Genomic DNA, 18,885 nt, shown 5'->3' with positions numbered 1-18,885 from the left:
ACATCCGGGGCAAAATATGATATTATAATTCATGTCTGTTAAGCAGCGTCGCACAAGGCCGCACTAGCCGGGGTGGCAGCGGTGCCTTGTACCTGCAATCCGCTATAGCAGGGGGGAATCCCGGCGGTAAGGGCCGGCGCTGTGGCGCCAGTAGCTGTGCATAAGGCGATGAGAGATTGGTACTGCGCAACGGAGGACTGTGAACCATGTCAGGCGGGGAACCGAGCAGCATTAAGCAGAAACCATCGTGTGCCGCAGAACTGCCGATTTTGAGCCGGATGTACAGTATTACGGCCATGGTGCCCGATTCGAACCGCCGGTGTGCGGTCTTGTGGGGCGCTGCTTGACCAGACGGTTTATATTGACTTGTACCATGCAGGTGGGCAGATGGATCATCTGCCCACCTTTTCGTATTTATAATTTTAATTCCGGGCAGGAGGGAAGGCGCGTGTACCAGGCACTATATCGGAAATGGCGGCCGTTGCGGTTTGCGGACGTCATCGGGCAAAAGCACATTACGGATACGCTGCGCAGCCAGCTCCAGTCCGGCCGCCTGTCGCACGCCTACTTGTTCACCGGGACGCGCGGCACCGGCAAGACGACCTGCGCCAAAATCCTGGCGCGTGCGGTCAACTGCGAGCACCCGGTGGGCGGCGACCCGTGCAACGAGTGCGCGTCCTGCCGCGGCATCCTGGACGGCAGCGTGCTCGACGTGCTGGAGATCGACGCGGCCTCCAACAACGGCGTGGACAACATCCGCGACATCCGCGACGCGTCCCAGTACACGCCGGCCGCGGTCAAAAAACGTGTTTATATCATCGACGAGGTGCATATGTTGTCGCAGGGCGCTTTTAACGCCTTGCTCAAGACGCTGGAGGAACCGCCCCCGCACGTGCTGTTCATCCTCGCGACGACCGAGATACACAAGGTGCCCGCGACCATCCTGTCGCGCTGCCAGCGCTTCGATTTCCGCCGCATCACGCCGGAGGATATTGCGATCCGCCTGCTGGAGGTGGCGCAGGCCGAGGGCATCCCGCTGACGGAGGGCGGCGCAAGGCTGATCGCCCGCCTGTCGGACGGCGCCATGCGCGACGCGCTTTCCATGCTCGACCGCACGGCGGCCGGCGGGGATACGATTGATGAGGACGCCGTTTCGCAATCGGTCGGCATCCTGGGCGGCGAACGCGCCGCGGAACTGATGGACTGCATCCGCCGCGGGGCGCTTGGGCGCGCCGTGGGGCTGATCGGCGAGTGCTATGTCGACGGGCGCGACCTGTCCGCCGTGCTCGACCAGCTTCTCGGGCTGATCCGCGACATGCTGCTCGTCAAGACAGCCAAGGGCGATATCTCCGCCATGCTGTCGCCGGCGTATCCGGAAAAGACGGTGCGGGAGCTGTGCCAGGGCTGCGCGGCCTCCACGCTGATTGCCTACACCGGCATGATCCAGGAAAGCCTGGCGCGCATGAAAAACGNACGGCGACCGCCCGCCCCCGCCGGGGGATGCGGACGCCCCGCCGTGGGACGAAGCGTCGGCGCCGGTGCAGGAAAAGGCAAAGGCCGCGCCGGCCAAGCCGAAAGCGGAATCCTGGCCGCTCTGGTCCAAGCTGCTGACAAACCTGACCGGTAAGATCGGCAACGCGGCGCATGTCAACCTGAAGCTTTCGGCGCGCGGCGAACTGCAGGGGAATACTTTGCGCATCTATGCGGACGATAGCGTCACGGCGATGCTCGCTTCCGCCGCGCCGACCAAGGAGGCGATTGCCCGCGAGGCGTCCGCGCTCATTGGCGAACCCTGCGTGGTCAAGGTGCGCGAGGCGGAGCAGGCGGAAGAGGAAGCGGACGCCAGCGGCGTGAATGAAATATTGGACAACGCCCGGAAACAGGGCATTGAGGTCACCGAGTTTTAGGAGGAAAGCAATATGGCAAAGGGTAAGTTTAATGGCATGGGCGGCATGAACATGGGCGCGATGATCAAGCAGGCGCAGAAGATGCAGCAGGATATGCTGCGCGCGCAGGAGGAGATCGCAAACCGCGAGACCACGGTTACCGCGGGTGGCGGCATGATCACGGTCACCATGCAGGGGACGAGCACGCTCAAGGCGATCGAGATCAAGCCGGAGATCGTAGACCCGGACGACATCGAGATGCTGCAGGACACCGTGCTGGCGGCGGTCAACGAGGCGCTGCGCGCGGCGGCGGATGCGTCACAGGAAGAGATGAAGAAGGTCACAGGCGGCGCAAGCATGCCCGGCCTCTTTTGAGTAAACGATGAAGTTTTTCGCGCCCCCGGTCGAGCGCCTGATCGAGGAATTCGCCAAGCTGCCCGGCATCGGGCAAAAAACGGCGCAGCGGCTGGCGTTCCATATCCTGAACCTGCCCAAGGATGACGCGGAACGGTTTGCCGACGCGATCCGGGAAGCCAAGAGCACGGTGTTTACCTGCAAGGTGTGCCAGAACCTGACGGACGGCGAAATCTGCCCGATTTGCGCCAACCCCGCGCGTGACCGCGGGCTCATCTGCGTGGTGGCCGACCCCAAGGACGTCATCGCGTTCGAGCGCACGCGGGAGTTTAACGGCCTGTACCATGTGCTGCACGGGGTCATATCGCCGCTCAATCACGTCGGGCCGGATGAAATCCGTATCCGCGAGCTGCTGCAGCGCGTGGCGGACGAGGATATCCGGGAGGTCATTATCGCGACAAACCCGGATACCGAAGGCGAGGCCACGGCGATGTACATTTCGCGCCTGCTCAAGCCGTTCGGCGTGCGGGTGACGCGCCTGGCATACGGCATCCCGGTGGGCGGGCACCTCGAGTATATCGACGAGGTCACGCTGATGCGCGCGCTGGAAGGCCGCAGGGAAATTTAAAACCGCAAAAGAAGCGGCGCAATGCATTTGCATTGCGCCGCTGCCGTTTTTATTTCTGGTATTCCTGCAAGGTGAAGGAGGCCGTGCCGGTCTGGCTGCCGCGCACGACGGTGAACTGTACCGTGTCGCCGACGCTGTGCCCGTCCAGGATGCTGTTGAGGTCGGACAGGGAGCCAACCTTTACGTTGTCCACCGCGACGATGCGGTCGCCCGCCTGCAGCCCTGCTTTCGCCGCGTTGGAGGACGCGCCGACCGACTGGATGTAAAGCCCGGTCCAGCGCACGCCGTAGAGCATCGCGGTCTGCGCGTTCGACACCTCGACAAGGCTCATGCCCAGGTCGATGCGGCCGGAGACATAGCCCGCGCTGATGAGCTGGTTGATGATATCGGTCACGTTGCTGATCGGGATGGCGAAGCCCAGCCCTTCGATATCCTCGCCCGAAGACTTGGCGACCACGATGCCGACCAGCTCGCCCTGCGCGTTGAACAGCCCGCCGCCGGAGTTGCCGGGGTTAATGGCCGCGTTTGTCTGGAGGAGGGACATCGTACGCCCGTCGAGCGTGATCTCGCGCTCCTTCGCGCTGATGATGCCGTCCGTCACGGTGCCGCCGAGCTGGCCGAGCGGGTTGCCGATGACCACCGCGGTTTCGCCGACAACCAGCGAATCGGAGCTGCCGACCGTGGCGGGTTTCAGGCCCGTCGCCTCGATTTTAAGCACGGCCACGTCGGTCTTGGAGTCCGTGCCGACAAGCACGGCGGGATAGCTTTCCCCGCTGTGCAGCGTCACGTAGATTTTGGCCGCGCCGTCGATCACATGGTTGTTCGTGACCAGGTAGCCGTCCGACGACAGGATCACGCCGCTGCCCGCGCCGGATGAGATATACTGCCGCAGGTCGGAACCCGTCTGCACGGATTCGGTCGTGATTTCCACCACAGAGTCCGAAGCGGCAGCAGCAACCTGCGCCACCGTACCGCTACCCGTGGCAGAGAGGCTGCCGGCTCCGGCCGCAAGCGGGACGGTCTGTAGGCCGGTGGACGCGGCGGCGCCGGTACCGCCCGCGTCCTGATGGAGCGTCCAGCCGAGCGCAAAGCCCGAGCCGGAGGTCGAAAGCAGCGCGGCCGCAAGCAGGCCGGCGAGCGTTTTCTTGGATATTGTCATAAAAATCACCCCGTATACTGGTTTTTGTTTCTGGTGCCAGTATACGGGGCGAATGTGTACGGATGATGTAATTTGTGCGAATAAATTTTAAAACGTGCGGGGATTATTCCGCCGCAGCCCGCTGCGGCAGGCGCCACTCGGACAGGAACAGCCCCATGAGCGTAAGCGCGGTGCCCAGTACGGTGACCTTGGTGACGCGCTCGTGCAGGATGAGCGCGGAGCCGATCACCGAAATCACTGGGGTCATGTAGATGTAGACGCAGGATTTGACCGCGCCAAGCACGCGCACCGCGAGGTTCCAGGTGACAAAGCATATGGCCGACGCGCCGATCGCCAAATACGCCATGTTCGCGAGGTTGAGGGGCGCGGCAAACCGGCTGAAGCCGAACTGGAATCCGAATAGGGCGAGTGCGGGGATCATAAATACCAGCCCCCACAGGAAGGTGCGCCGGGTCGTCTGGATCGTGTTGTAGCCGAAGGCGCTGATCTTGCGCCCGAGGATGGAGTATACCGCCCAGACGAACGCGGCCAGCACGGCCAGGATATCCCCGAGCGGGTTGAGCTGGAACACCGCGCTGCCGTTCCAGCTGATCAGGATAATGCCGGTGATCGCGCAGGCAAAGCCGCAGATGAAATTGGGGCGCAGCGCTTCGCCGTCCAGGAAAAAATGCGCAAGCAGCGCGGTGAAGAACGGCGCGATGGAAACGATCACGCCGACGCTGGATGCGAGCGAATAGGTGAGCGCAATATTTTCAAACAGGTAATAGAGTGTCATGCCGCACAGGCCGGCGGCTGCAAAATAGGCCTCCTGCCGCCGGATGGACAGGCGCAGCGGCCGCGGGCAAAAGAGCCAGAGCGCGAGGTACCCGATGCCGAATCGGTAAAACAAAATTTCAACCGGGGAAAACGACCGCAACAGGATCTTGGTCGAGATAAAGGTCGTCCCCCAGACCAGTACGGTGAAAAATGCGAGCAGATGCCCGAGCGATGGTTTGTTCGTGTCCATGGTTCCTCCGAACCCTCCTGATACTTTGTATGGATTTGCCGCGCCCCCGGGGCGCGCATGCAGGGAGCCTTCTAGCCGCACGGGGGCAGTATGCCGGAAAACGCGGAAAAAGGCTTGCATGAAGTTGTGAAAACTGCAGAAAATGGGAATGGCTCCCTATCTGCAAAACGGCTTGCTTCGCGTCCATTATAGCACGGAAAAGGACAAATGGACATATTTTTTGCTTGTAAACTTGCACGGGGCTGGGGCACGTGATAAAATAGGAAAGCTAGTAAGGTTTTGGAGGAAGAACAAGTTGGCAGACTTTCGAAAAGAAATAGAAAACCGCCGGACATTTGCGATCATTTCGCACCCTGACGCCGGTAAGACCACCATTACGGAAAAATTCCTGCTCTACGGCGGCGCGATCCAGGAAGCGGGCATGGTCAAGGGCAAGAAAAACAGCCGCCACGCGGTGTCCGACTGGATGGAGATCGAGAAGCAGCGCGGCATCTCGGTCACCTCCTCGGTGCTGCAGTTCCAGTACCAGGGCAAGTGCATCAACATCCTCGACACGCCCGGGCACCAGGACTTTTCCGAGGATACCTACCGTACGCTGATGGCGGCGGATAGCGCGGTCATGGTCATCGACGCTTCCAAGGGCGTCGAGGCGCAGACGCGCAAGCTTTTCAAGGTCTGCGCCATGCGCGGTGTGCCGATTTTTACGTTTATTAACAAGATGGACCGCGAGGCGCGCGACCCCTACGAGCTGCTCGACGAAATCGAGACCGAGCTTGGCATCGGCACCTACGCCGTCAACTGGCCGATCGGCTCGGGCAAGCGCTTCAAGGGCGTCTATGACCGTATGGACGACCAGGTCATCGCGTTTGAGGGCGCGGATTTCCGCCACGAGGTCAAGGCACAGCGCATGTCGATCGACGACCCGGTGCTTGAAGGGCTGCTGCCCGAGGAGCAGTACCAGACCCTGATCGACGATATCGAGCTGCTTTCCGGCGCGGGCGACGATTTTGATCTGGAGGCTGTGCGCGCAGGCAAGCTGTCGCCCGTGTTCTTTGGGTCGGCGCTGACGAATTTCGGCGTAGAGCCGTTCCTGGAAAAGTTCCTGGGGATGTCCACGCCGCCGACCGCGCGCGAGGCCGATATCGGGCTGGTGGACCCGTTCGACCCGCATTTCTCGGCGTTCGTATTTAAAATCCAGGCCAATATGAACAAGGCGCACCGCGACCGTATCGCGTTTATGCGTATCTGCTCAGGCAAGTTTGAACGCGGCAAGGACGTGTGGCATGTGCAGGGCAACCGCAAGATGCAGCTTGCCCAGCCGCAGCAGCTGATGGCGCAGGACCGCTCCATCGTCGACGAAGCCTACGCGGGCGACATCATCGGCATTTTTGACCCGGGCGTGTTTTCCATCGGCGACACGGTGTGCGACCCCGGCATGAAGTGCGCCTATTCCGGCATCCCGACCTTTGCGCCGGAAATCTTCGCGCGCGTGCGGCAGAAGGATACGCTCAAGCGCAAGCAGTTTGTCAAGGGCGTGGAGCAGATCGCGCAGGAAGGCGCGATCCAGATCTTCCACGAGCCGAACACCGGCATGGAAGAGGTGATTGTCGGCGTTGTCGGCGTGCTGCAGTTCGAAGTGCTGGAATACCGCCTTAAGAATGAATACAATGTCGAGATCATCCGCGAGGGGCTGCCCTACAGCCACATCCGCTGGATTGAAAACACGGATGAGGAATACGATTATAAGGAGCTGCGCCTGACCTCGGACACCAAGGTCGTGCAGGACTTCCGCGGCAACTTCCTGCTGCTTTTTACTTCGCCATGGAATATCACCTGGGCGCAGGAGCACAACGAGGGGTTGGAGCTGTCCGAGTTTTCTGAAAATTCATAGAAAAAGCGCGCCTGCCGGGGTTTGGCAGGCGCGCTTTTTTATTTTGTACCGGTCATGCGTAGCGGTATTCGCGGCGCCCCCACAGGAAGAACGCGGCTGAGAAGAACAGGGTCAGCAGTTCCGCGATCGGGACGGCCAGCCATACGCCGGTGACCCCCGCAAGGTACGGCAGCAGCAACAGGCCGCTGACGAGGAATACGAAGGTGCGCAGGAAAGAGATGATGGCAGATACCCGCCCGTTGCCGAGCGCGGTAAACAGCGCAGAGCAAAAAATATTAAATCCGGCGAAGACAAAGTTGATGGCGTACAGTACGAATCCGCTGCGCGCAAGCACGTGCGCGGCGCTGCCCGCCGGGGCGAAGATGCTGATCAGCGGCACATGCGCCAGTTCGGCCAAACCTACCAGCACGATGGAGCTGACGCCGAGGAAACCGATCGCGATTTTAAAAATGCGGCGGAGCTGCGCGGTATTGCGGCTGCCGTAATTGTAGCTGACCACAGGGGCGATGCCGTCTGAGAAGCCCTGGAACAGGCCGAGGAAGAGGAACTGCACATACATGATGATGGTGATGGCCGCAACGCCGTCCGCGCCGGCAAGGCGCAGCAGGATCAGGTTAAACAGCAGCGTCGTTACGCCGTTCGACAGGTTGACGACCATTTCCGAGGAGCCGTTAAAGCACGCCTGCACCAGGACATGGCGGTCCATCTTCGGGCGCGTAAAATGCAGCTCGTTGCGCTTCGACAGGAAGTAGATCAGGCCGAAAACCGCGGGGACCGTAAAGCCTGCGGCCGTGGCGAGCGCCGCGCCGCGGATGCCGAGGCCTGCCGGCACGATCAGGATATAGTCGAGCACCGCGTTTACCACGCCCGAGCCGACGGTGAGCGCCAGGCCGATGTGCGGCCGCCCGGCAGTGATAAAGAAAAACTGGAAAAACATCTGCAGGATATTGATCGGCGCAAACAGGATCAGCGTGCCGAGATAGTCGCGGCAGAAGGGCAGCAGCGCCCCTTCCGCGCCGAAGAACCGGATGATCGGCTCGAGGAAAACGAAGCCGAACGCCGCGATGACAATGCCGGCGCAGAGCGCGGCCAGGGCGATCAGCGTAAAGTCCCGCCGCGCCTCCGGAAGGTTCCCCTCGCCCATTTTACGCGCGACAATCGCGCTGCCGCCCGCGCTCAGCATGATGGCGACGGCCACGACCACGTTGAGCAGCGGCCAGACGATATTGATGGAGGACAGCGCGGCCGTCCCCAGGAAGTGGGCGACGAAAAAGCCGTCGACAATGGTGTAGAGCGACATGAAGATCATCATGACGATGGTGGGCAACGCAAAGCGCAGCAGCGAACCGAAGTGGAATTCGCGGGAAATGGAAGAGCTCATTTTATGGTATCTCCTGTTGATAGATTTGCTGATACCGACTATAATAAAGTATCGGGTAACCCGATAGTCAAGGGGTGGATTGTAAAATGAGCGAAAAAAAACAGACATGGCTGACAACCGGGGATTTTGCCCGGCTTTGCGGGGTAACAAAGCATACTTTGTTCCACTATGACGAGGTCGGCGTGGTCAAGCCCGCCCGCACCGACCCCAACGGCTACCGCTATTATTCGATGGAGCAGTTTTATGCGATGGACATTGTCGCGACGCTGCAGGCCGCCGGGATGTCCCTGCGGGAGATCAAGGGCTATATGGCGGTGCGCGACCCGTCGCGCTTCCTGGCGCTGCTGGAGGAAAAGCGGGCGGAGCTTTCCCGCGCCCAGGCAAAGCTGTCCCGGATGCAGCGCGTGCTGCAGCGCACGGCGGCGCGCACCCGGCAAGGGCTGGTGGCGGACTGCGGCGAGCCGCACCTTGAGCAGTGCGGGGAGGAGGCGCTGGTCGCGACCCGTTCCCACGGCATGGAGGAGCGCGCGCAGGCGGAAAGCTGTGTCGACCATTTTGAATACTGCGTGCGCCACGGCATGGACGAGGAACTGCCGATCGGCACGATCATCGAGCGGGAAAACCTGATCGCCGGGCATTATGACGGCATCGACTATTTTTTTAACCGCCTGCCCAGGAAGCGGCGGTGCGGGCGACTGCATATCAAGCCGGCCGGGCTGTACGCCGTATGGAACTATAAGGGCCCTTACGAGCACGTGGGCGACGCGTATCCGGGGCTGATGGCCTTTATAAGCGCGCGGGGGCTGCAAATCTGCGGCCATTCCTATGAGCGCGACCTGATCAGCTATATGGCCACGCCAAGCCCGGAGGAATACGTCATCCGCGTGGAGATCGGGGTGGCGCGGCCGGGGGCGCAGGGCGGATAGCAATATTCATAAAGTTTAGGGCAGGAAATAAAATTGTATCGCGCAGGGCGACGCGGTATAATGGGACAAAGGATGCGTGCGCTGCACGTGACGATGTTCCGTAAAAATGGAAGGGAGACATCTTGATGAAAGATTTGCTGTTTCAAACCCTGCGCCACGAGGAAACCCCGCGCGCGCCATGGGTGCCGTTTGCCGGCGTACATGCGGGCAAGCTCAAGGGCTATACCGCAACGGAGATGCTGACGGACGCCGACAAGGCGTTTGCGTCGCTGATGGAGGTAAACCGCCTTTACAAGCCGGACGGGCAGCCCGTTATTTTCGACCTGCAGATCGAGGCGGAGTGCCTGGGCTGCGACCTCGTGTGGGCGGACGACTGCCCGCCGTCCGTCAAGACCCACCCGCTGGACGGCAGCGACGAGGAGCCGCCTGAGACCCCGTGCGACTGCACGATCCCGACGGCGGAAAGCGGCCGTATCCCTTATGTGCTGGACGTCATGAAGCGGATGAAGGCGGCGGTCGGCGAGACCACCGCGCTCTACGGCCTGGTCTGCGGGCCGTTCACGCTGGCCTCGCACCTGCGCGGCAACAACCTGTTTACCGATATGTTCGACTTTGAGGAAGAGGTCGAGAGCCTGTTCGCCTACTGCACGCGCGTCGCAAAGCGCATGAGCGAGCTGTATATCGATGCGGGCATGGACGTGATCGCGGTCGTAGACCCGCTGATTTCCCAGATTTCGACCGCGCACTTTGAGCAGTTTATGACAGGGCCGTATACGGAACTGTTTGACTTTATCCGCGAAAAGGGCGCGTATTCCTCCTTCTTTGTCTGCGGCGACGCGACCCGCAATATCGCGGCGATGTGCGAGACCAAGCCGGATTCCATCTCTGTCGACGAAAATGTCGACCTGTTGGCGGCCAAGGAGATCTCCGACCGCTACGACGTCGTCATCGGCGGCAACATCCCGCTGACCTCCATCATGCTGCTCGGCAACCAGCAGGACAACATGAAGTGGACGGTGGAGCTGCTCGACAAGGTACAGCCGAAGAAGAACTTTATCCTGGCGCCCGGCTGCGATATGCCGTATGACGTGCCGGTCGAAAATACTATCGGTGTCGCGCAGGCGTGCCTGGAGACCGACAACGTGCGCGAGATGGTCAAGAATTACCAGGCCGAGGATATCGATACCAGCGGCGTCGTGGTGCCCGATTACGCGCATCTCCAGAAGCCGCTGGTGGAGGTGTTCACCCTGGATTCCGCGCAGTGCGCGGCGTGCAGCTATATGATGGGTGCGGCCAACGCGGCAAAGGAGGCCTTCGGCGACCAGATCGATATGGTGGAATACAAGTTCATCTTTAAGGAGAACGTGGCGCGCTGCAAAAAGATGGGCGTCCCGAACCTGCCTTCCATGTACATCAACGGCGAGCTCAAATACCGTTCCATCATCCCCACAAAGGCCGAGCTGGAGGAAGCGGTCCGCGCCGCCATTGAGCAGTGCAAGGCAAACCAGTGAGCAGGCTTTACCTTATTACCGGTTTCCTTGGCGCGGGCAAAACGACCTTCCTGAAGCAGTTTATCCGCCTGTTTGCCGGGCAGAAAATCCAGCTAATCGTCAATGAGTTCGGCAAGGAGGGCGTAGACGGCGCGCTCCTTGCCGGCCTCGGCGCGTATTTGGAGGAGATTGCGGGCGGTTCCGTATTTTGCTCCTGCCGGATGGATCAGTTTGAAAAGGTGCTGCGGGAGTCCGCCGGCCTTTGCCCGGACGTGATCCTTGTGGAGGCTTCCGGCCTGTCCGACCCCACGGGCGTGCGGCGCCTGTTTGCGCAGGCCGGCCGTTTCCCGGACATCCGGTATATGGGCGGGGTCTGCCTGATCGACGCGGTGCGTTTCCCCAAGCTGTATGCGACGGCGCGCACCTGTAAAAAGCAGCTCGCCGCCAGCGACGTGGCCGTGATCAACAAGGCGGACCTGGCCGACGAGGCGCAGCGCGCGGAGACGCGCCGCCTGATTGCCGGGCAGCGGCCGGATATCCCGGTGTTTGAAACGAGTTATGGCAAGGTCGGCGTGGACGTGCTGTCCTGGCTGCAGGGAAAGCAGCAGATCAGCGAACAGCCCATGATGATGACCGCCGACCTGACGCTCAAAAAGCTGCTGGTCACAGTGTCGCCGAAAATTTCCGCATATGCGCTTACGAAGTTTATTGAAATGTTCCTGGAGGATACCTACCGGGTCAAGGGCTTCGTGCGCACGGCGGAAGGGCTGATGCTGGTGGACTGTGTCGGAAACTTGGCGAAGGTCGAGCCGTTCGGCGGGCAGGTGGATGCAGAAAAGGTTGGCCGCCTGGTCGTCCTGTCAGGGGAAGGGATGCCGGTGCGCACGGCTGTGCAGCAGGCGGCCGGCTGGTATCCGGATTATATTTTAAAAATCGAATAAACGCATGCGGCAGGCGTCCAGGTACGGGCGCCTGCCGCTTTGTTTCCCCGGGGAATATAAATTTAACAAAATGTTTAAATTTACACGTCCTTGCGCCGGGCGCGTCCGATTTGCTATGATTGTCAGGTTACTACTAGGAGGGATACTTTGACAATCACAAAAGAAAAGGCGCTTGCGGCCTGGCGGGTTGTGCGGTCGAATACGCTGCAATACCTGTTTATGATGGCGTTTATCCTGGTATATGCCGGGGTATTCGGGCAAAGCGAGACGCTGGCGGCGGTGGCGCTCGTGATGGGGCTGATGATGTTCCCGCGCTGCGATATCATGGTGCGGCCGGTGCAGGCGGCGGCCATTATTTTCGTACTGTATGTAGGCTGCGGCCTGTTCCCGGCGCTTTCCATGTACAATATGTGGCTGGGGCTGCTCATCAACTTCGGCATGGTCGCGCTGATCTTGCTGCTGACGGCCGAGCCGATGGTTCTCAAAGTGTATATCAATTTCTGCCTGGCATATATCTTTTGCCAGGGGACGCCTGTCCATGGGCATGCGCTTGCCATGCGGCTGGCCGGGCTGGCCGCTGGGGCGCTGTTTATTATTGTGCTGTGCATCCCGCGATGGGCCAAATACAAGGGCGGGGAGGGCGCGCTCGCGCTGCGCCCGCAAATAAGGGCATGCGCGCATGCCCATGCGGGGTTTATCCTGCGCATGGCGTGCGGCCTGTCGCTTGCGATGTTCGCAGGCGCGGCATTGCGGCTGCAAAAGCCGCTGTGGTTGAACGTCGTGGTCTTTTCGCTGACCCAGCCGGAGTTCCACGATATGGTGCTGCGCATCAAATACCGCATTGTGGGCACGGTGATCGGCGCGGTGCTGTTCATTGTGGTGTTCCGCGTACTGATCCCGCAGGAATACGCCTATATCATCGTCCTGCTGCTGGGGTACCTGACGACCTACTCCTTTGCGAAGCAGTATAAGTACCAGCAGGTAATTAACGCCATGAGCGCGCTGTACGCTTCGCTGGTGCTGCTGGACACCTCGGTTGCGGTGACCAACCGACTGGCCTGCCTGGCCGGCGGTATCGCCATCGTCCTGCTCGTGCACGGCCTATCGAGGCTGGCGCGCAGCGCCCTGCGGCGGCACGGGGTTTATCATGGGATAGAAAGCGCTTAACGGTAAAACCGCCCTGCCCGGGCGGTTTTTACAATTTCGACACAAACTGCAGTTCGATTTCAATTTGCGCGCATTTTTGCATTTTATTCTGCCCGATTGGGCGTTAACGCGCCGAAAAGACAATAAACGAGAAAAAACCAGAAAATCATCGGCGCGACACTTTACAAATAGTAATAAAGACAGTATAATATAAATTACTTTATGACGGAGTTTGACGAATATGGCAAGTGACTTTTCCAGAACCCTGGCGCTGCTTCGGCGGGAAAAGAAAATCAGTCAGCGGACGGCGGCGGGCGACCTCCAGGTTTCCCAGGCGCTGCTCAGCCACTACGAGAACGGTTTGCGCGAACCGGGTCTCAGCTTTGTCGTGCGCGCAGCCGACTATTACGGCGTTTCGTGCGACTATCTGCTGGGGCGGAGCATGTCGCGTGACGGTTCCGCGGTCGCGGCCGAGCACATCCCCGACGTTTCTACGGAAAAGGACAATGTCCTGCGCGGCAGCGTCACCGCGATGCTGCACAAAAAATTAATCGTGAATTCCGCGGCGCTGCTTATCGAGCTTTCCGGCAAGACCGGGAGCCGGCAGCTGACGGGGGAGATTTCGGCGTACCTTTCCCTCGCGCTTTATAAAGTATTCCGCTACCTGTATCTGGCCGACCCCGGCTGCGTGGCGGAGACCTTCCGCACCAACCCGGAACAGTTCGACTACCTGTGCGATTCCCAGATGCGCCTGTGCGAGCTGCGGATCCGCGCGGCCGCCAAGGGCGAGGGCGGTTTCGGCTTGGCCGAGGAGGAAATCCAGATGCCCACGCTCGCCCCAAACGAGCTGACGAAGGAATATCCCGGCCTGTCGCAGTCGCTGCTGACGCTTTTGCAGACGGTTTCGGACAATATTAACGCCCTGAATACCGCGGTCAAAAAGGAACGCAAGAAGGGAAAATAAGAAAAAAGAAAAAATTTCACAAAACCTGTTGACACGGCTCGGTTGCTATGATATTATAATACACGTCGCTGAGATGAGCGGCTGAACGAAAGGCCGATAAGCTGGTGTAGCTCAGTTGGTAGAGCAGCTGATTTGTAATCAGCAGGTCGGGGGTTCAAGTCCGTCCACCAGCTCCACTTTCTGAAAAGCCGATGGCAACAATTTGATATGGGAGGTTTCCCGAGTGGCCAAAGGGGGCAGACTGTAAATCTGTTGTCTATGACTTCGGTGGTTCGAATCCACCACCTCCCACCAATACAAACACGCCCATTCGGGCGTGTTTTGTTTTTGTTGCGGGATGTCCCGCTTGTCCCTGCTGAAAGGAGCCTGTAATGGATTACAAAGAAATGATTGACGTGCGCCAGCGCATGCGCGGGATGAACCGGCATGTCGGCGTGCGGGTGGTGGAAATTACGGAGGGCGGCGCGGTCGCGGAGCTTGACCTCACGCCGCAGACGCTCAACCCTCTGGGCAACGCGCACGGCGGGGCGATCTTTACGCTGTGCGATTCTGCGGCGGGCTCGGCGGCGGCGTCGCGCGGGCGCATCGCGGTCACGCTGTCCGGGAGCATCAATTACCTGCGCCCCGGACGGGCGGGCAAGACGCTGCGCGCCGTGGCGTCCGAACTGAAATCCGGGCGGAATACGGCGGTCTACACGGTGGACGTATACGACACGGATGGGACGCTGGTTTCCAACTGCACGTTTACCATGTTTTACACCGGCCAGACGGTGGATGAAGTTTGGGCGGCAGACTGACCGCCGCGCTGTGCGCGCCGCTGCTGCAATGGTACCGGGGGAACGCCCGCGTGCTGCCCTGGCGGGAAAACCGCGACCCTTACCGCGTCTGGGTGAGCGAGATCATGCTGCAGCAGACGCGGGTGGAGGCGGTGATCCCGTATTTTACGCGTTTTATGCAGGCCTGCCCGGATGTGCAGGCGCTGGCACAGGCGGGGGAGCAGACGTACCTGAAGCTGTGGGAGGGCTTGGGCTACTATAGCCGCGTGCGGAACCTGCACAAGGCCGCTGTGCGCGTCTGTGAGGACTATGCGGGCGTCTTCCCGCAAACCTATGAAGCGCTGCTCACACTGCCCGGCGTGGGCGATTACACGGCCGGCGCGGTCGCGTCGATTGCGTTCGGGCAGCCCGTGCCCGCGGTGGACGGCAATGTCCTGCGCGTGGTTTCCCGTTTGACGGCAGATACGCGGTTTGTGTCCGAACCGGCGGTCAAGAAGGACATGCGGGCGCAGGTACAGGCCATCCTGCCGGACGACCCGGGCGCGTTCAACCAGGCGCTGATGGAGCTTGGCGCGCTGGTTTGCGTGCCGAACGGCGCGCCGCGGTGCGACGGGTGCCCGGTGCGGCATTTGTGCGAGGGCGCGGCGTGCGGCCTTGCGTCCTCCCTGCCGAACAAGGCGCCGAAGCGTGCGCGCACCGTTGCAGAGCGCACGGTCTTCCTGCTGCGGTGCGGCGGCCGCGTTGCCCTGCGCAGGCGTGCATCTTCCGGCCTGCTGGCCGGCCTGTGGGAGCTGCCGGGTACGGAGGGGAAGCTTTCCCCGGCGGAGGCGCGCGCGTATCTTGCCGCGCAGGGCTGCCCGCCGGACAGGCTGCTGTCGCTCCGTCCGGCAAAGCATGTTTTCACGCATATTGAGTGGCAGATGGCGGGCTATTACGCGGAGGTTGCCGCCTGCCCGGCGGAGGCTGGCCTTACGCTGGTAACGCCGTCCGCGTTGCGCGCGGAATATGCCCTGCCGAGCGCGTTCCGCCCATTTTTAAAAGTCCTGGAGGGGGAACTATGAATTACGAAACCGTCGTCCATACCATCCCGCCGCTGTATGCGCCGGATTCCCGCGTGCTGATGCTGGGCTCGATCCCGAGCCCCAAGTCGCGAGAGGCCGGGTTCTTTTACGGGCATCCGCAAAACCGCTACTGGCGCGTGCTGGCCGCGGTGCTGGGCGAGGACGCGCCGCAGTCCATTGCGGAAAAGCGCAGCCTGTGCCTGCGGCATAAGGTTGCCATGTGGGATGTGCTCGCCTCCTGCGAGATCATTGGCGCGGGGGACAGCACCATCCGCAACCCTATGCCGAACGACCTTGCAGGGCTGATCGCCCGCACGCAGGTGCGTGCGGTCTTTGCCACCGGGCAAAAGGCCGCCGCCCTGTACCGCAAATACTGCGAAGCGGGAACCGGGCTTCCTGTCACCGCTCTGCCGTCCACCAGCCCCGCAAACGCCGCGTGGTCGTTTGACAGGCTGGTACAGGCGTACCGCGTGATCCAGCCATATTTATAAATCCACCAAAAGGCGGCCGGAAGGCCGCCTTTTTTTGATTGCAGCTTCTAGATGGGCATGGTAGACTGAAAGGAAAAAGGGGATGGGTGGAACGGTTTGAGGCGGGGCTGCTATCCCTGGTGCTTGCGCTACAGCTTATCATATGTGCGGCAGGGGGATACCCGGTATGCATCGGCAAAACCGGAAAAGAGCGGTTGCGGAGTCCTTGCGCCCATACAGCACGACCGTGCCCCTGCGCGCAAAGGCTCAAAAATAAAAAAGGATTTTGGTTTATGCTGTAAATTCCGGTACGCAGCGTGTATAATAAAGGAAATAAGGGCGGAACGGCGGTCAAGGTGAGGAGTTGGCGATATGCGGGATGATAATTTGATCAGGATCATGGATGCTTTGACGGATACGGGGATCTATGTCGTCGAACAATCCACGCACAAACTCCTGTATTTTAACCGGTGGGTGAAGGGGATGTGCCCGGATATCCAGGTGGGGATGCCATGCCACGAGATATGGAAGGGCAACTGCGGCGCGTGCCCGATGGACGACCTCGCACATCAGGACAAGTGCCGTACCGTGCTGTTCGACCGTTCGCTGGGGACGAATATCGATATCACAGCGGACAAGCTGCTGTGGGATGGCAGTATCCCGGCCGCCGTGATTTCCGTGACTCCCCATCAGCTCAATTTTGAGGAAGCCCAAGGGCTGGCGCAGATCGAAAAAATGTACGCGCAGAGCCTGGTGACCATCTTTAAGGAGTGCATCATCGTAAACCTCACGGCAGATTACTATGTCAACTGCCAAAAGGATATGTTGTGGACGGATATCCCCGAACGGGGCAATTTCGGCGAGGAGAACCGGCGCTATTCCCAGATTGCCGTACATCCGGACGACCTGCAGCGGTTTGAGGAAAACTTCTCGCGGGAAGCCATGCTGCGCCTGTTCCAAGCGGGCCAAAAGCAGATCACCAAACGTTTGCGCCGCAAGGTGGGCGACGGTACCTACCATATGGTGGAGTTCACCGCAACGCAGATCGAGGGCATGGATGACGGCGGATGCTGGTGCGTGCTGGTATTCCGCGACATCCATGAGGCGTACTTGCAGGAGCAGCAAAAAAACCTGGAGATCAGCCAGCTTGCAACGGCTGTCCGGGGGGCGTACCAGATGCTGATTTCCGTAAACCTGACGCAAAACAGCTACTATATGCTGGAATACGACCGCTTTGATAGCAAAAAGGCCGCAACCTCCGGCACCTTTGACGACCTGATCGCGGTGGGCGCGTCCACGGTTGACCCGGACTTCCGGGAGGAATTCGTCCGCAAATTTTCGCGGGCGTCCCTGCTGGACGCCTTCCAAAAGGGGGAGCAGGGCGTATCGATGGAGCTGCGCCAGCTTGGGGACGACGGCGTATACCACTGGAACTCGACGCAGGTCGTCAGGGTGCACAGCCCGTCGACGGACGACGTGCTTGAGATTACCATGTCGAAGAATATTGACGAGGAACGCCGGCAGCAGGAGGAAAGCCTGGAAAAAGAGCGCCAGGCAAAGCAGCTGCTCGAAGAGGCGCTGCAAAAGGCGCAGGAGGCCAGCCGCGCCAAGAGCGATTTCCTTTCCCGCATGAGCCATGATATCCGTACGCCGATGAACGCGATCATGGGGATGACGGCGCTGGCACAGGCGCATTTGCAGGATGTGGACAAGCTGCAGGATTATTTGCAGAAGATTGAGGTTTCCGGCGCGCACCTGCTCGGGCTGATCAACGAAGTGCTCGATATGAGCAAAATCGAAAGCGGTACCGTTGAACTGGCGGAAATCGAGTTTGACTTGAAGGGGCTGATACAGGATGCGCTGTTCCTCGTGCAGCCCGCCGCCCTCAAAAAGGGGCAGGAGATGGAGGCGGTATATGGCATCCGGCACCCGGTGGTGCTGGGCGACCCGCAGCGGCTGAGCCAAGTGCTCGTCAACATCCTGGAAAACGCCTCCAAATACACGGGGCAAGGCGGCCATATTGAGATTTCCGTTCAGGAGCACGAAGCGGAGGACGACGGGGGCGGCACATACCGGTTCCAGGTCCGCGACAACGGCATTGGCATGGAGCCGGAGTATTTAAAGCATATTTTTGAGCCGTTCAGCCGGGCGGGCGATACCCATGCCGGCAAGGTCGCCGGCACCGGCCTCGGCATGACCATTGTGCGCAGCCTGGTCGACATGATGGGCGGCAGGATCGATGTGGAAAGCGAATACGGCAAAGGCTCGTGCTTTACCATCACGCTCTACCTGGCGCGGCAGGATACAGGGCGCGCACCCGAGAAGAAGGCAGAGGCGGCCGAAGGGCAGGACTTCAGGGGGATGCGTATCCTGCTTGTGGAGGACAACGCGCTGAACCAGCAGATCGCGGAGGAAATGCTCACGATGCTCGGCGTGACGGTGGAGCTTGCCGAAGACGGGCAGAAGGCGGTGGACGCCGTGCTCACCCATCCGCCGCTGTATTACGACCTGGTGTTTATGGATATCCAGATGCCGCTGCTGAACGGCTACCAGGCCGCGGAGCGCATCCGGAAAAGCGGCAAGGAACGCATTGCGGAACTGCCGATCATCGCCATGACGGCGGACGCTTTTACGGAGGACATCCGGCAGGCGAAACTCGCCGGGATGAACGACCATCTGGCAAAGCCGATCACGATTGACCAGCTCAAGCATACGCTGTCGCATTGGGCTGGGAAAAAGGAGCGGAACAGCCGGTATTTGCAGGCGGGGGACGGGCAGCCCCTGTAAGTGCTTGGGAGGTGCGGTA

The 18,885-nt window shown here is 60.5% G+C and carries 17 protein-coding genes, 2 tRNA genes and 1 other RNA gene; 17 read left to right on the top strand and 3 right to left on the bottom strand.

Annotated features, from left to right (window positions below; genetic code table 11):
* The first annotated feature begins 58 nt into the window (after nt 1-58).
* The 5 genes from ffs (at nt 59) to recR (ending at nt 2,868) form a co-directional block, all read left to right on the top strand.
* An RNA gene (gene ffs, locus CZ203_RS01955) (signal recognition particle sRNA large type) lies at nt 59-327 on the top strand.
* A 46-nt stretch (nt 328-373) separates the two neighbouring features.
* Nucleotides 374-1,627 (top strand): DNA polymerase III subunit gamma/tau, encoded by a 1,254-nt coding sequence (gene dnaX / locus CZ203_RS01950; protein ID WP_456236177.1) that lies wholly within the window; start codon nt 374-376, stop codon nt 1,625-1,627.
* Nucleotides 1,539-1,907, top strand: a complete 369-nt coding sequence (locus CZ203_RS01945) for a hypothetical protein (protein ID WP_087064397.1) — start codon at nt 1,539-1,541, stop codon at nt 1,905-1,907. Before dnaX ends, CZ203_RS01945 begins: the two co-directional genes overlap by 89 nt.
* A gap of 12 nt (nt 1,908-1,919) precedes the next feature.
* Nucleotides 1,920-2,261, top strand: coding sequence for a YbaB/EbfC family nucleoid-associated protein (locus CZ203_RS01940; protein WP_087064396.1), 342 nt, complete (start codon nt 1,920-1,922; stop codon nt 2,259-2,261).
* 7 nt (nt 2,262-2,268) lie between these two features.
* Complete coding sequence (recR, locus tag CZ203_RS01935) at nt 2,269-2,868, top strand: recombination mediator RecR (protein ID WP_087064395.1); 600 nt, start codon at nt 2,269-2,271, stop codon at nt 2,866-2,868.
* Nucleotides 2,869-2,917: 49 nt separating this feature from the next.
* On the opposite strand, the gene CZ203_RS01930 is transcribed toward recR, so the two are convergent.
* Both CZ203_RS01930 and CZ203_RS01925 read right to left on the bottom strand, forming a co-directional pair.
* Nucleotides 2,918-4,027, bottom strand: a complete 1,110-nt coding sequence (locus CZ203_RS01930; protein WP_087064394.1) for a S1C family serine protease — start codon at nt 4,025-4,027, stop codon at nt 2,918-2,920.
* 103 nt (nt 4,028-4,130) lie between these two features.
* Entirely contained in the window at nt 4,131-5,033 is a 903-nt protein-coding gene (locus tag CZ203_RS01925) for a DMT family transporter (RefSeq protein ID WP_087064393.1), read from the bottom strand.
* Between the two features lie 295 nt (nt 5,034-5,328).
* Here CZ203_RS01925 and CZ203_RS01920 point away from each other — a divergent pair, with 295 nt between their 5' ends.
* On the top strand, nt 5,329-6,924 hold the full coding sequence (locus CZ203_RS01920) for a peptide chain release factor 3 (RefSeq protein WP_200809410.1): 1,596 nt from the start codon (nt 5,329-5,331) through the stop codon (nt 6,922-6,924).
* Between the two features lie 52 nt (nt 6,925-6,976).
* On the opposite strand, the gene CZ203_RS01915 is transcribed toward CZ203_RS01920, so the two are convergent.
* Entirely contained in the window at nt 6,977-8,305 is a 1,329-nt protein-coding gene (locus tag CZ203_RS01915; protein WP_087064391.1) for an MATE family efflux transporter, read from the bottom strand.
* Between the two features lie 86 nt (nt 8,306-8,391).
* On the opposite strand from CZ203_RS01915, the gene CZ203_RS01910 reads away from it, so the two are divergent.
* The 11 genes from CZ203_RS01910 (at nt 8,392) to CZ203_RS01860 (ending at nt 18,866) form a co-directional block, all read left to right on the top strand.
* Nucleotides 8,392-9,231 (top strand): MerR family transcriptional regulator, encoded by an 840-nt coding sequence (locus CZ203_RS01910; protein ID WP_087064390.1) that lies wholly within the window; start codon nt 8,392-8,394, stop codon nt 9,229-9,231.
* 125 nt (nt 9,232-9,356) lie between these two features.
* Complete coding sequence (locus CZ203_RS01905) at nt 9,357-10,742, top strand: uroporphyrinogen decarboxylase family protein (protein ID WP_087064389.1); 1,386 nt, start codon at nt 9,357-9,359, stop codon at nt 10,740-10,742.
* Nucleotides 10,739-11,662, top strand: coding sequence for a CobW family GTP-binding protein (locus tag CZ203_RS01900; RefSeq protein WP_087064388.1), 924 nt, complete (start codon nt 10,739-10,741; stop codon nt 11,660-11,662). Before CZ203_RS01905 ends, CZ203_RS01900 begins: the two co-directional genes overlap by 4 nt.
* 147 nt (nt 11,663-11,809) lie before the next feature.
* Nucleotides 11,810-12,829, top strand: coding sequence for an FUSC family protein (locus CZ203_RS01895; protein ID WP_087064387.1), 1,020 nt, complete (start codon nt 11,810-11,812; stop codon nt 12,827-12,829).
* Between the two features lie 220 nt (nt 12,830-13,049).
* On the top strand, nt 13,050-13,772 hold the full coding sequence (locus tag CZ203_RS01890; protein ID WP_087064386.1) for a helix-turn-helix domain-containing protein: 723 nt from the start codon (nt 13,050-13,052) through the stop codon (nt 13,770-13,772).
* Between the two features lie 100 nt (nt 13,773-13,872).
* A tRNA-Thr gene (locus CZ203_RS01885) sits at nt 13,873-13,948 on the top strand.
* A 33-nt stretch (nt 13,949-13,981) separates the two neighbouring features.
* Nucleotides 13,982-14,066, top strand: a tRNA-Tyr gene (locus tag CZ203_RS01880).
* 77 nt (nt 14,067-14,143) lie between these two features.
* A complete protein-coding gene (locus tag CZ203_RS01875) occupies nt 14,144-14,569 on the top strand; it encodes a PaaI family thioesterase (protein WP_087064385.1) in 426 nt (141 codons plus the stop codon).
* Nucleotides 14,554-15,609 (top strand): A/G-specific adenine glycosylase, encoded by a 1,056-nt coding sequence (mutY, locus tag CZ203_RS01870; RefSeq protein WP_235847440.1) that lies wholly within the window; start codon nt 14,554-14,556, stop codon nt 15,607-15,609. The genes CZ203_RS01875 and mutY overlap by 16 nt, the downstream gene beginning before the upstream one ends.
* Nucleotides 15,606-16,100, top strand: a complete 495-nt coding sequence (locus tag CZ203_RS01865; RefSeq protein WP_087064384.1) for a DNA-deoxyinosine glycosylase — start codon at nt 15,606-15,608, stop codon at nt 16,098-16,100. The genes mutY and CZ203_RS01865 overlap by 4 nt, the downstream gene beginning before the upstream one ends.
* Before the next feature lie 351 nt (nt 16,101-16,451).
* On the top strand, nt 16,452-18,866 hold the full coding sequence (locus CZ203_RS01860) for an ATP-binding protein (protein ID WP_087064383.1): 2,415 nt from the start codon (nt 16,452-16,454) through the stop codon (nt 18,864-18,866).
* Nucleotides 18,867-18,885: the final 19 nt, after the last annotated feature.

The sequence above is a fragment of the Intestinibacillus massiliensis genome, assembly GCF_900155735.1.
In the GTDB taxonomy this organism is placed as follows: domain Bacteria; phylum Bacillota; class Clostridia; order Oscillospirales; family Butyricicoccaceae; genus Intestinibacillus; species Intestinibacillus massiliensis.
Note: the sequence above shows the minus strand (reverse complement) of the source record. Positions and strands in the feature narration are given on the sequence as shown.

Excerpts from the sequence above, each read along its gene's own strand:
- CZ203_RS01890 (WP_087064386.1), top strand. The coding sequence starts at position 13,050 with ATGGCAAGTGACTTTTCCAGAACCCTGGCGCTGCTTCGGCGGGAAAAG.
- CZ203_RS01915 (WP_087064391.1), bottom strand. The coding sequence starts at position 8,305 with ATGAGCTCTTCCATTTCCCGCGAATTCCACTTCGGTTCGCTGCTGCGC.
- CZ203_RS01875 (WP_087064385.1), top strand. The coding sequence starts at position 14,144 with ATGGATTACAAAGAAATGATTGACGTGCGCCAGCGCATGCGCGGGATG.
- CZ203_RS01925 (WP_087064393.1), bottom strand. The coding sequence starts at position 5,033 with ATGGACACGAACAAACCATCGCTCGGGCATCTGCTCGCATTTTTCACC.
- CZ203_RS01940 (WP_087064396.1), top strand. The coding sequence starts at position 1,920 with ATGGCAAAGGGTAAGTTTAATGGCATGGGCGGCATGAACATGGGCGCG.
- CZ203_RS01905 (WP_087064389.1), top strand. The coding sequence starts at position 9,357 with ATGAAAGATTTGCTGTTTCAAACCCTGCGCCACGAGGAAACCCCGCGC.
- CZ203_RS01930 (WP_087064394.1), bottom strand. The coding sequence starts at position 4,027 with ATGACAATATCCAAGAAAACGCTCGCCGGCCTGCTTGCGGCCGCGCTG.
- recR (WP_087064395.1), top strand. The coding sequence starts at position 2,269 with ATGAAGTTTTTCGCGCCCCCGGTCGAGCGCCTGATCGAGGAATTCGCC.
- CZ203_RS01910 (WP_087064390.1), top strand. The coding sequence starts at position 8,392 with ATGAGCGAAAAAAAACAGACATGGCTGACAACCGGGGATTTTGCCCGG.
- CZ203_RS01865 (WP_087064384.1), top strand. The coding sequence starts at position 15,606 with ATGAATTACGAAACCGTCGTCCATACCATCCCGCCGCTGTATGCGCCG.
- CZ203_RS01860 (WP_087064383.1), top strand. The coding sequence starts at position 16,452 with ATGCGGGATGATAATTTGATCAGGATCATGGATGCTTTGACGGATACG.